We start from the raw sequence: 11,076 nt of genomic DNA on the forward strand, positions 1-11,076 counted from the left end.
CGACCATGACCATATTGATACCTCTTTAGTTTTTTATTTGATTCTGATTTTTTGAACACTCAGGAACAGGAGTAAATGCTCAGAGAATGAGAACCTAGTGGTTTAGCGGCAATAAAAGCATATAAAAAATGTGGTTAACCGTATGAGAGCCTAAAAAAGGGGCCTGAGTGGCCCCCTTCGGATTCGTTATTACTCGTAGCGTTTTGCTTTGTAAGTAGGATGCATGAAGTTTTCTACTGACAAGATTTCATCAAGCTCCTCTGCTGTAAGCAGACCGCGCTCTAGCACGACTTCACGAACACTCTTACCAGTTTCTGCACAAATCTTACCTACGATGTCACCTTCGTGGTGGCCGATGTATGGGTTTAGGTAAGTGACGATACCGATAGAGTTGTAAACATAGTTTTCGCAAACTTCTTTGTTCACAGTGATGCCGTCGATACATTTATCACGTAGGTTCACACACGCGTTGTGTAGTAGAGAGATAGACTCAAACACACTTTGTGCGATCACAGGTTCCATAACGTTTAGCTGTAGCTGACCGCCTTCTGCTGCGAAAGAAACCGTGTTGTCGTTACCGAGAACTTTGAAGCAAACTTGGTTTACTACTTCTGGGATAACTGGGTTTACTTTTGCTGGCATGATTGAAGAACCTGCTTGCATTTCAGGTAGGTTCAATTCATTTAGACCTGCGCGAGGGCCAGAAGAAAGTAGACGAAGGTCGTTACAGATCTTCGATAGTTTCACCGCTAGACGTTTTAGTGCACTGTGCGTCATTACGTATGCGCCACAGTCAGAAGTCGCTTCGATAAGGTCTTCTGCCGCAACAACGTCAAGACCTGTTACTTCCGCTAGATGTTTTACTGCAAGCGCTTGGTAGCCAGTCGGTGTATTTAGACCTGTACCGATTGCGGTTGCGCCTAGGTTGATTTCTAGGAGTAGTTTAGAGGTGTAATCTAGAGCACGAATCTCTTCGTTTAGTGTTACTGCCCAAGCGTGGAACTCTTGACCTACAGTCATCGGTACCGCGTCTTGTAGCTGAGTACGACCCATTTTCAGTACATCTTTAAACTCAATTGCTTTAAGTTCGAATGCGCCTTTTAGGTACTCAATTGCTTCCATTAGTTTGTGTACGCTGTTGTAAACCGCGATACGGAAACCCGTTGGGTACGCACAGTTGGTTGATTGGCTCTTGTTTACGTGGTCATTTGGGTTAACAAATTCGTATTGACCTTTCTCTTTACCCATTAGCTCAAGCGCAACGTTTGCGATCACTTCGTTCGTGTTCATGTTCACTGAAGTGCCCGCACCACCTTGGAATACGTCTGATGGGAACTGATCCATGCACTTGCCAGTTTCTAGGATCAAATCACACGCTTCGATGATGTAGTTTGCAACGTCTTTTGGAATCGCACCAAGTTCTTTGTTTGCCAACGCCGCTGCTTTTTTGGTCATTACCATACCGCGTACAAATTCTGGTACGTCAGAGATGGTCATATTAGAGATGTTGAAGTTCTCGATCGCACGTAACGTATGAATACCGTAGTACGCATCTGCAGGGACATGACGTTGACCTAATAGATCTTCTTCAATACGAGTGGCTGGGTTTGCTGTTTTTGGAGCATCAGATAGGGTAGCCATAGCAGGATCCTTAGATGATAATTCTGATAATAAAGTTATTTATTAGCCATTTCTGCAATCTAGAATCCATTCATCAGAATTTTTGGCTGGAAAATCCGTCCTGACTTATGTGGCACATGATACTGCACCTAGCGCATAAAAATAGTAACTAGATCACCTTTTTCGTTTTTTAAGAGTCAATAATTTGCAAAGTATGAACGGGTTATTAATAACCCTTTATGGGTACTCGATTTTCCTCGACAAACATGGGTTTTTAGAGTTCGAAATTAGCACTTTAAAAGCACGAAAAAATCGGTATGCAATTGAATGAAACACTCCACTAGCACTTTTTCTGAGTAGGAAGAGATCAGTATGAACACGCTTTTTTACAACGATTCGTTTGAGCTTAGTCTGCTTTTACCATTACACTGAATTAAACAAAGGAGGGCGTGTGTTTCCTATCTTATTATTGGCGTTTATTTTTGTCCCGATCATTGAAATCGGCTTATTTATTCAGGTGGGCGGCTTTTTAGGTTTATGGCCGACTATCGCATTAGTATTAATCACGGCATTTGTCGGTGCATCGTTGGTGCGCAGCCAAGGTATCCAAACTCTGATGTCTGTGCAGGGGCGTCTGGAACAAGGTGAAATTCCAGCCCAGCAAATTTTTGAAGGTGTAATGCTAGCGGTGGCTGGCGTGCTGCTGTTAACACCGGGCTTTATGACCGATGCTCTTGGTATGTTGGTGTTGCTTCCTGCGCCACGCGCCGCGATTGCAAAATACTTGATGAGTAAAATGGTGGTGAAAACCATGCATGGTGGTGGCTTCCAAGGTGGTTTCTCTAACCAAGGGCCATTTGAGCAAGACCCGTTCCGCCGTGACCCATTTAATTCCCAGTCAGACGATGGCAATACCTTTGAAGGGGAATACGAGCGTAAAGACGATGATGATCGCAACAAGCTCAATTGATTGAGTCAGAGAGTAAAGAAAACAAAAGGGCGCATGAGTGCCCTTTTTGTGTCTGAAATTCGTGGGGCTTACAACGCGCCTTCAAAGCCCATTTGGCGCCATGCTTCAAAAGCAATGATCGCAACGGCATTCGAAAGGTTTAGGCTGCGCGCATCTGGCATCATTGGAATGCGGATACGCTGCTCCATTGGCAAGCTATCGATGATTTCAGCAGGCAAGCCACGAGTTTCTGGACCAAACATCAATACGTCGCCTGCTTGGTATTGCGCATCAACGTGGTGACCGGTGGTTTTGGTGGTGCAGGCAAACAATCGGTAGTTACCTTGTTTCTCTTTCTCTAAATATTCTAAGAATGCTTGATAGTTTTTATGACGCGTTACGCGAGCTAAATCATGGTAATCCAAACCAGCGCGGCGGACTTTCTTCTCTTCAAGATCGAAACCCAGAGGTTCAATTAAGTGAAGGTTTGCACCGCAGTTGGCACAAAGTCGAATGATGTTGCCGGTATTCGGCGCGATTTCTGGTTCGTATAAAGCGATATCAAACATGGTATTGAAATAGAGTTGGTCAAATAGAGGGGCAGTATATACCCAAGTCACCGAGAGATGCGAGATTCAGCAAGATTGACCTGGGTATGAAAGCAAGTATTAGCGCGGATGTTAATACCGCAAGTATCGATGCTCTTTATAAGAGAGCGTGAGCATAGTTTTCTTCAACTGCTCGCCAGTTGACGACGTTCCACCACGCATCAATATATTCTGGGCGACGGTTTTGGTAACTGATGTAATACGCGTGCTCCCACACGTCAAGAGCGAGAATTGGCTCGCCGCGTACATCCACTACGTCCATCAGAGGGTTATCTTGATTGCTGGTGGACGTAATGTGAATCTCACCATCTTTTACGATCAGCCATGCAAAGCCAGACCCAAAGGTATTAATCGCGGCTTGGGCAAACGCTTCTTTAAATTGCGCAAAGCTACCAAATTTATCGTTAATTGCCTGAGCAAGTGCGCCTTGAGGCTCACCGCCACCGTTTGGAGACATGCAATTCCAATAAATGATGTGGTTGTAGTAGCCGCCGCCATTATTACGCACTGCATGGCTGAGCTTAGAGATATTGTCAAAGATCTCGTCTAGCGACTGAGTTTCGAGCTCGCTCCCTTCAACGGCACTTACGAACTTATCGAAATAAGTCTTGTGATGTTTGCTGTAGTGCACTTCCATGGTTTTCGCGTCGATGTACGGCTCTAGTGAATCGTACGGGTAAGGCAGAGCGGGAAATGTATGTGACATAGTAAATCCTCCTTAATTGGAAAATTTACTTTAATGCTAACGATAATTATTATCAACTTTGATCTTTGTCAGGGTATTCGAAGGCGTTCCCATCCAATTTCTAAAGTGAAGATGAAGCCGTGAATCTCTCACTCTAGAAATAGGGTGTGGCTTACTGTTAGCCCATCGGCTTGAAGTTAACGATTGATAGGTAAGGTGATACTCATGCGCAATCCGCCTAACGGACTTCGACTGGCGACGATCGTTCCACTGTGCTGGCGGATGGCACTTTCGGTAATGGTTAGGCCGAGACCCGTGCCGCCGGAGTGGCGATCGCGGGCCGTTGAAACGCGATAAAACGGACGAAAAATCGCGGCTAATTCTTCTTCTGGAACGCCCTCGCCATTGTCATCAACCGTGATATGCAGCGTATCATCATCGGCCTTGATGTCGATTTTCACCTCATCTTTCCCGTAATAAATGGCGTTACGAACGATGTTTTCCACCGCACTCATCAGCAATTTAGGATTGCCGGAGATACTTCGTTTTGGCAGTTCAGAATAGTGTAGGTGCTTGCCCATTTGCTCAGCTTCAAACTGCGCATCTTTAATGATTTCTTCCCACAAACTTTCCAGTGGCTGTGTTTCGCGAGTCATATGACTGTTCGCCTGCATGCGAGAAAGCTCTAGTAGTTCGCTGATCATCTGTTCCAAGCGCTGCGCTTCGGTATCGATACGAGTCAGTTCTGGGCTTTCGCCTTGTTTACGCGTCGCTAATGCGCTTGCCATGCGCAGACGAGTTAAAGGTGAGCGCAGCTCGTGAGAGATATCGGATAGCAAACGTTGTTGTCCTGAAATCATTTGATTAACCGCTTCGACCATCTGGTTGAAGCTGCTGCCTGCTTGACGAAATTCCGCCGTACCTTTTTCTAAATTTGGGTCTGTGACAAATTCGCCTTTCGCGACACGTTGAGCGGCGGCTTCAAGACGACGCGCTGGCTGACTTAGTGCCCAGGCAAGCCATAACAGCAAGGGTGTACTAACCAGCATGACCGCGAGCAATAGCTGGAATGGGTGATCAAACAGACGCAAGAGTAGTGGTGGTGGCTCATTCCACTTGAAGCCCACATACATCAAGATATCGGAACCTGCCAAAGTAATTGGGATTGGACCTGCAATCATGTATCGACCATACAGTTTCTGCTTTGGCTGGTTGTAATCTTCGATACTGGTGACAAAGTTTTGCATGGCACGCAATTGGAAGTTACTGCGTTTTTCTGTCGTAAGAACATTACCGCTGTAGTCAGAAAAAAACACCCTCGGGCGAGGGTCGTGCTTGCCGTGACGGTTGCCCTCGATACGAAAAAGTATGCGGCCTAAATCAGTTTGCTGGCTGTATTTTTGTTGGATTGAGTCACGCGTTTCTACCATACGTTTATAGTGCTCTTCTGGAATGTCGCGAGCTTTGCGAGGGTCCAAATGTGGCAGTGATAGCACGGCTATCAACACCAATAACATAGTGAACCAAAAAATGGCAAAGATGCGTCCATACAAGCTATTGATGTTTGGCAGTTTGATGCGTGATAGGCGCATTAATCCTCCTCAAGCAGCATATAGCCACGACCACGCAGAGTTTTGATTCGCGGCTTGCCATTGCTCTGATCTGGTAATTTTTTACGTAAGTTCGAAACATGCATATCGATCGCGCGATCAAAAGCGGCGAGTCGTTTACCAAGCACATCTAGGCTCAATGTTTCTTTAGTTAGCACTTGTCCTGGGTTTTGCACAAAGTGGGTCAACAGAGCAAACTCGGTTGCTGTGAGATCGAGCAACTGTTGATCGCAGTATGCTTCTTGTTTACCTGGGTAAAGACGGAGCTCTTGATACTCAATGCAATCGCTGTTTTTGGTGTTTTTCTGTGTGCTGCTGGTACGGCGTAAGATCGCACGGATACGAGCTAACAGTTCACGGTCACTAAAAGGTTTCGGTAAATAATCATCCGCGCCTAGCTCTAAACCGATCACGCGGTCAATTTCCTCCCCTTTAGCGGTCAGCATCAAGACAGGGGTTTCCCAGTTTTCACGCAAGCGTTTAAGGGTTTCCATGCCATTTAGCTTCGGCATCATGACATCCAACAAAATCAAATCAATCTTATCATTGACCGCAGCTAAGCCTGCTTCGCCATCATTTGCTTCGCTGACGTCAAATCCTTCGAAACTGAGTACTTCTTTTAATAAGCTGGTTAGCTCGATATCGTCATCAATTAAAAGAATGTTTGCCATGGGGGCACCTATAGTAAGTTACCGATAGCTTAATATTACATTGGAATGATGTGCTGCGAAGAGGGTAAAAATCACTCTTTACGATTCTTTACGCTCCCTATACGTCGCTTTACCTAGTGGGTCGTATTCTATACTCAAGCGCTGTGAGAACAGCTCAGAAGAATCACTCACCTGTGTAAGGAATCAAATTATGAAATCTGCAAAAAAACTTGTGTTAGCTGCTGTTGTTCTGCCTCTTACTCTCGGCGCCGCAAGCGCATTCGCTTACGGTGGTAAAAACCATCATAAAGGTCCTCGTGACGAATGCGGCATGGGTATGGACCGAGGTGTCATGCGTCAACTAGACCTGACTGATGCACAAAAAGATCAGCTAAAAGAAATGCGTGAAGCAAACAAATCAAAAATGAAAGCAAAATTCGCTGATGGCAAAGAAGCACGTATGGCTGAGCGTCAAGCGCATCACGCAAAAGTGCAATCGCTTTTGCTGGCGGATAATTTTGATGAAGCCCAAGCTACCGAGTTAGCAAAAGAGATGGTTGAGCGCCAAACGGAACGTCGCGTGCAAATGCTAGAAAGAAAGCACCAAATGCTGAGCGTATTAACGCCAGAACAAAAAGCAGAGTTTGTGAAGTTGCAAAATGAACGTATGCAAGAGTGTGGCGACAGAATGCACAAGCGTATGGAAAAGTCGCGCAATAATTAAGTCATGAATTGATGTTATATAAAGAGGCAGCCATTGGTTGCCTCTTTTTGATCTGGTTATTTCATGGTCATTCAATATACTCAACGTATGGTTTTAGTTAACTCTTTGATTATGAAACAGCAATACGCACGTTTAGTTACGACCGCCGCTTGGACTGCAACCATTGTGGCGACGCTTCTTCTGATAGTAAAAGTCATCACGTGGTGGGTAACCGGCTCAGTGAGCTTATTGGCGTCATTGATTGACTCCATGTTAGATATCGCGGCTTCGGTGGTAAATCTCGTTGTTGTCCGTTATGCCTTACAACCAGCAGACCGCGAACATACGTTTGGGCATGGTAAAGCTGAGTCTTTAGCGGCCTTGGCTCAGGCTATGTTTATTTCGGGCTCGGCAGTATTTTTGATTCTTAACGGGATTGACCGATTTTTCCGCCCGCATGCTTTACACGCACCGGAGTTAGGTGTGTATGTATCGCTGTTTGCGATTGTGGTCACACTTGGCTTGGTGATGTTCCAAAAACATGTGGTTCGCGTGACGGGGAGCCAAGCAATAGCGGCGGATTCTCTGCATTATCAGACTGACTTGTATATGAATGCTGCGATCATGGTTGCTCTGGGGCTCAGTTATTTTGGAGTGACTCAAGCGGATGCTGTGTTTGCGATTGGTATTGGTGTCTTCATTCTTTATAGCGCTTTCAAAATGGTCAGCGAAGCGATTCAAACCTTACTTGATAGAAAGTTGCCCGATGAAGAACTTGAGCAAATTAACCAAGCTTGTTTGAGCGTAAAAGGGGTATTGGGCGTGCATCAGTTACGCACGCGAATGTCCGGACCGACGCGCTTTATACAGTTGCATTTAGAGCTAGACGATAACTTACGATTAATTGAGGCGCATTACATCGCTGATAAAGTGGAAGATAATTTATTGGCTCTGTTTCCTGATGCGGATGTATTGATCCATCAAGATCCATTGTCTGTCGTTTTCGGACCAGAGAAAGAGCAGAAAGCACAAGATTGGTCGGCTTGAAAAATCCATCAGTGCCCGACGACAAACAGGTACTTATTGACTATCTTTCCATCAATACTTATTAAGATTCGTGATCCTGATATGAATCAACAAAGTTTCATAGAGAAACTGTAATACTCTTACATAAGTAGAAAAGTTACATAAAAAAGTGCGTTTTCATTGGTAATCCTGTAGAGGAAATGTAACATAACGCACAGTTCTGGATTATGCAGGTTGCTTGGTAACAAGGGGCCTAAAAGAAAATTAAATAATTGATTGCCAAAGATCGAGGGTGAGCATGATTAAGAAGATCGGTGTTTTAACAAGTGGCGGTGACGCACCTGGTATGAACGCGGCGATACGCGGCGTAGTACGTACAGCACTATCCGAAGGATTGGAAGTATTCGGTGTGTACGACGGCTACCTAGGCCTATACGAAGGCCGCATCGAGAAGCTAGATCGTTCTAGCGTTTCAGATGTGATCAACAAAGGTGGTACGTTCCTAGGTTCTGCACGTTTCCCTGAATTTAAACAAGTGGAAGTTCGTGAAAAAGCGATTGAGAACCTGAAAAAACATGGTATCGATGCACTAGTGGTAATCGGTGGTGATGGTTCGTACATGGGTGCGAAGAAACTGACTGAAATGGGTTACCCATGTATCGGTCTTCCGGGCACAATCGACAACGATATCGCAGGTACGGATTACACTGTGGGCTACCTAAGTGCACTAAATACCGTTATCGATGCAATCGACCGTCTACGTGATACTTCTTCATCTCACCAACGCATTTCAATTGTAGAAATCATGGGCCGTCACTGTGGTGATTTGACTCTGATGTCTGCAATCGCGGGTGGTTGTGAGTACATCATCACTCCAGAAACTGGCCTAGACAAAGACAAGCTGATCAGCAACATCCAAGACGGCATTGCAAAAGGTAAGAAACACGCAATCATCGCGTTGACTGAGCTAATGATGGACGCTAATGAACTAGCACGTGACATCGAAGCCGCGACAGGTCGTGAAACTCGTGCAACAGTACTTGGTCACATCCAACGTGGTGGTCGTCCAACGGCATTTGACCGCGTTCTAGCATCTCGCATGGGTAATTACGCTGTTCACCTACTGCTTGAAGGTCATGGCGGTCGCTGTGTAGGTATCGTGAAAGAGCAACTTGTTCACCACGACATCATCGATGCGATCGAAAACATGAAGCGTCCAGTACGCAACGATCTATACAAAGTTGCTGAAGAACTGTTCTAAGCAAGTTTGAAATAGATAAAGAAAAACCGCGGCTTTCCGCGGTTTTTTTGTATTTGAGTATCAGCAAAAGGAAGCTGACGCATCGGACAAAATCTTACGAAGCGCTGCTCTGTTCAATGAGCGTCAATTTACGTTCGCGCAGTGCAAACATATAGCCCAGTAGGCCACCTAACGTATTCCCCACAGCGATACCTATAAACAAGCCTTCAATATTGTAGATTTGGCTTCCGATCCATGCTGATGGCAGGGTAAACACGAACAGACGCATAAAGCTCCATTGAAATGCTCGTAATGGTTTGTGCATCGCATTCAAACCACTGATTAACATCATCACAATGCCTTGAAAACCATAACTAAACGGCACCACAAGCAGGTAATGCCACAGCAGATTTTTTACCGCTTCTTCCTGCGAGAATAACGCCGCTAGAGGAATACTCAATGGCACCATCATCAAGAAGATAAACCCTTGGAAAACCACCGCAAAACGCATGCTGATAAATAAGCCGGAAAAGGCGCGTTGAGGATTTTTCGCCCCTAAGTTTTGTGCCATGAATGGCGTGAGTGCTGAGGTCAGAGACATCAAGACTAGGATCAAAATAGACTCAATACGCTGCGCTGCACCGTAAGCCGCAACCGCTGCCGTACCGTGGTTGGATAAAAGCATCATCAAAATTGCGCCCGACAATGGATTCATCGCGTTTGATAGAGCAGCAGGGGTACCAATTTTTAGTGTCTGTTGCCAGTCTTGTTTCAGCAAAGCCCATTGGGGTTGAGCAAGCAATTTTTCCCTTTTAATTAGCACATAGAATGAGCCACACAAAGCACCTAACCAGCTAAAGGCACTTGCTATGGCTGCGCCTTGAATGCCAAGTTCCGGAAAAGGGCCATAACCGAAAATCAACAATGGATCGAGCATGCCATTAATCAAACCAGCCAACATCATGACTTTTGCTGGTGTTTTTGTGTCGCCAGTAGCTCGGATAGCACTGTTGCCCGCCATTGGGATCACTAGCAGAGGAATGGTGAGATACCAGACCTGCATATACTGCTCAATAAGAGGGATGAGATCATCAGACGCACCAAGAAAACGAAACAATGGCGCAATGGTGGTAAAGCCAATAGAAGACGCGATAGCCACAAGTAACACGGCTAATAACAAACCGTGGGTGGTGAACCGTGCAGCTTGTGGTGCATGACCTCGCCCAAGCAAGCGACCAATATTGGTCGATAGTCCCATCCCAATCCCCATCGTAATGCAGTTAACCGCAAAGGTGACAGGGAAGGTATAGCTGATAGCTGCTAGCGCTTGAGTGCCAAGCAACGAGATAAAAAACGTGTCCACCAAGTTAAACATCAAAATTGCGATCATGCCCATGGTCATGGGTACGGTCATTTTCCGCAGCGTTTCAGGAATGGGTGCGGTCAACAAACCATGCTTATCGGTCGCTTGGGGTTCCAGCTTGTTATTTTCCTGCATGTGTGACAACTATCTGGTGAGCAAACTGCAAGGATACAAGAAAGCGAGATGCCGAGCGAGTGAGCATTTCTAACGCAAACCGTTGCCTAGTTGTTCGTTATTTTAACTAAGTCACAAAAATTTTGTGCCACCCCCTTGGGATCGCTGCTTCGACCCCTTATATAGGGATCACGTGTCTGGGGCTACAGTCCCTAAGGACAATTATCAAATAAACATGGAAATTTTCAGGAGAGACGACCGATGAACATTCGTCCATTACATGACCGAGTTATCGTTGAACGTAAAGAAGTTGAATCTAAGTCTGCTGGTGGCATCGTTCTGACTGGTTCTGCTGCAGAAAAATCGACTCGCGGTGTTGTTCTAGCTGTGGGTAAAGGCCGCATCCTAGAAAACGGCACCGTACTGCCACTAGACGTTAAAGTCGGTGATACCGTTATCTTCGCTGAAGGTTACGGTACAAAAACTGAAAAAATCGACGGTAAAGAAG

Annotated in this window: 11 protein-coding genes; 5 read left to right on the forward strand and 6 right to left on the reverse strand. The window is 45.6% G+C overall.

Features of this window, described 5'->3' with window-relative positions; all coding sequences use genetic code 11:
- Positions 1 to 189 precede the first annotated feature (189 nt).
- A complete protein-coding gene (gene aspA, locus CAG69_RS20570) occupies positions 190 to 1,641 on the reverse strand; it encodes an aspartate ammonia-lyase (protein WP_161445979.1) in 1,452 nt (483 codons plus the stop codon).
- 430 nt (positions 1,642 to 2,071) lie between these two features.
- On the opposite strand from aspA, the gene CAG69_RS20575 reads away from it, so the two are divergent.
- A complete protein-coding gene (locus CAG69_RS20575) occupies positions 2,072 to 2,590 on the forward strand; it encodes an FxsA family protein (protein WP_053807754.1) in 519 nt (172 codons plus the stop codon).
- A 68-nt stretch (positions 2,591 to 2,658) separates the two neighbouring features.
- Here the strand turns inward: CAG69_RS20575 and trmL are convergent, their stop codons facing one another.
- The 4 genes from trmL to CAG69_RS20595 all read right to left on the reverse strand — a co-directional run bounded on the left by trmL (position 2,659) and on the right by CAG69_RS20595 (position 6,143).
- A complete protein-coding gene (trmL, locus tag CAG69_RS20580) occupies positions 2,659 to 3,138 on the reverse strand; it encodes a tRNA (uridine(34)/cytosine(34)/5-carboxymethylaminomethyluridine(34)-2'-O)-methyltransferase TrmL (protein WP_005382381.1) in 480 nt (159 codons plus the stop codon).
- 136 nt (positions 3,139 to 3,274) lie between these two features.
- Positions 3,275 to 3,883 carry a superoxide dismutase gene (locus tag CAG69_RS20585; protein ID WP_161445981.1) on the reverse strand — a complete coding sequence of 203 codons (609 nt, stop codon included), beginning with the start codon at positions 3,881 to 3,883 and terminating at the stop codon, positions 3,275 to 3,277.
- 176 nt (positions 3,884 to 4,059) lie between these two features.
- Positions 4,060 to 5,454, reverse strand: coding sequence for an envelope stress sensor histidine kinase CpxA (gene cpxA, locus CAG69_RS20590; RefSeq protein WP_161445982.1), 1,395 nt, complete (start codon positions 5,452 to 5,454; stop codon positions 4,060 to 4,062).
- Positions 5,454 to 6,143 (reverse strand): response regulator, encoded by a 690-nt coding sequence (locus tag CAG69_RS20595; protein WP_005397534.1) that lies wholly within the window; start codon positions 6,141 to 6,143, stop codon positions 5,454 to 5,456. The genes cpxA and CAG69_RS20595 overlap by 1 nt, the downstream gene beginning before the upstream one ends.
- 190 nt (positions 6,144 to 6,333) lie before the next feature.
- Between CAG69_RS20595 and CAG69_RS20600 the strand changes: the two genes are divergently transcribed.
- The 3 genes from CAG69_RS20600 to pfkA all read left to right on the forward strand — a co-directional run bounded on the left by CAG69_RS20600 (position 6,334) and on the right by pfkA (position 9,112).
- The gene (locus CAG69_RS20600) at positions 6,334 to 6,846 is read left to right on the forward strand and encodes a CpxP family protein (protein WP_161445983.1); all 513 of its coding nucleotides are present in this window, start codon (positions 6,334 to 6,336) and stop codon (positions 6,844 to 6,846) included.
- A 111-nt stretch (positions 6,847 to 6,957) separates the two neighbouring features.
- Complete coding sequence (fieF, locus tag CAG69_RS20605) at positions 6,958 to 7,872, forward strand: CDF family cation-efflux transporter FieF (protein ID WP_025998696.1); 915 nt, start codon at positions 6,958 to 6,960, stop codon at positions 7,870 to 7,872.
- 277 nt (positions 7,873 to 8,149) lie between these two features.
- Positions 8,150 to 9,112: a 6-phosphofructokinase gene (pfkA, locus tag CAG69_RS20610; protein ID WP_005460467.1), complete on the forward strand. Its 963-nt coding sequence runs from the start codon at positions 8,150 to 8,152 to the stop codon at positions 9,110 to 9,112.
- 94 nt (positions 9,113 to 9,206) lie between these two features.
- Here pfkA and CAG69_RS20615 read toward each other — a convergent pair whose 3' ends face one another.
- Positions 9,207 to 10,589 carry an MATE family efflux transporter gene (locus CAG69_RS20615; protein WP_161445985.1) on the reverse strand — a complete coding sequence of 461 codons (1,383 nt, stop codon included), beginning with the start codon at positions 10,587 to 10,589 and terminating at the stop codon, positions 9,207 to 9,209.
- Positions 10,590 to 10,829: 240 nt separating this feature from the next.
- On the opposite strand from CAG69_RS20615, the gene CAG69_RS20620 reads away from it, so the two are divergent.
- On the forward strand, positions 10,830 to 11,076 hold a 247-nt coding region (locus tag CAG69_RS20620), incomplete at its 3' end, for a co-chaperone GroES (protein WP_161445987.1).

This window comes from Vibrio sp. V43_P6S15P86 (assembly GCF_009904725.1).
Classification (GTDB): domain Bacteria; phylum Pseudomonadota; class Gammaproteobacteria; order Enterobacterales; family Vibrionaceae; genus Vibrio; species Vibrio diabolicus.

Bases quoted from the DNA above. Each gene is read 5' to 3' on its own strand.
- aspA (WP_161445979.1), bottom strand. From the start codon at position 1,641: ATGGCTACCCTATCTGATGCTCCAAAAACAGCAAACCCAGCCACTCGT.
- trmL (WP_005382381.1), bottom strand. From the start codon at position 3,138: ATGTTTGATATCGCTTTATACGAACCAGAAATCGCGCCGAATACCGGC.
- CAG69_RS20585 (WP_161445981.1), bottom strand. From the start codon at position 3,883: ATGTCACATACATTTCCCGCTCTGCCTTACCCGTACGATTCACTAGAG.
- cpxA (WP_161445982.1), bottom strand. From the start codon at position 5,454: ATGCGCCTATCACGCATCAAACTGCCAAACATCAATAGCTTGTATGGA.
- CAG69_RS20595 (WP_005397534.1), bottom strand. From the start codon at position 6,143: ATGGCAAACATTCTTTTAATTGATGACGATATCGAGCTAACCAGCTTA.
- CAG69_RS20600 (WP_161445983.1), top strand. From the start codon at position 6,334: ATGAAATCTGCAAAAAAACTTGTGTTAGCTGCTGTTGTTCTGCCTCTT.
- fieF (WP_025998696.1), top strand. From the start codon at position 6,958: ATGAAACAGCAATACGCACGTTTAGTTACGACCGCCGCTTGGACTGCA.
- pfkA (WP_005460467.1), top strand. From the start codon at position 8,150: ATGATTAAGAAGATCGGTGTTTTAACAAGTGGCGGTGACGCACCTGGT.
- CAG69_RS20615 (WP_161445985.1), bottom strand. From the start codon at position 10,589: ATGCAGGAAAATAACAAGCTGGAACCCCAAGCGACCGATAAGCATGGT.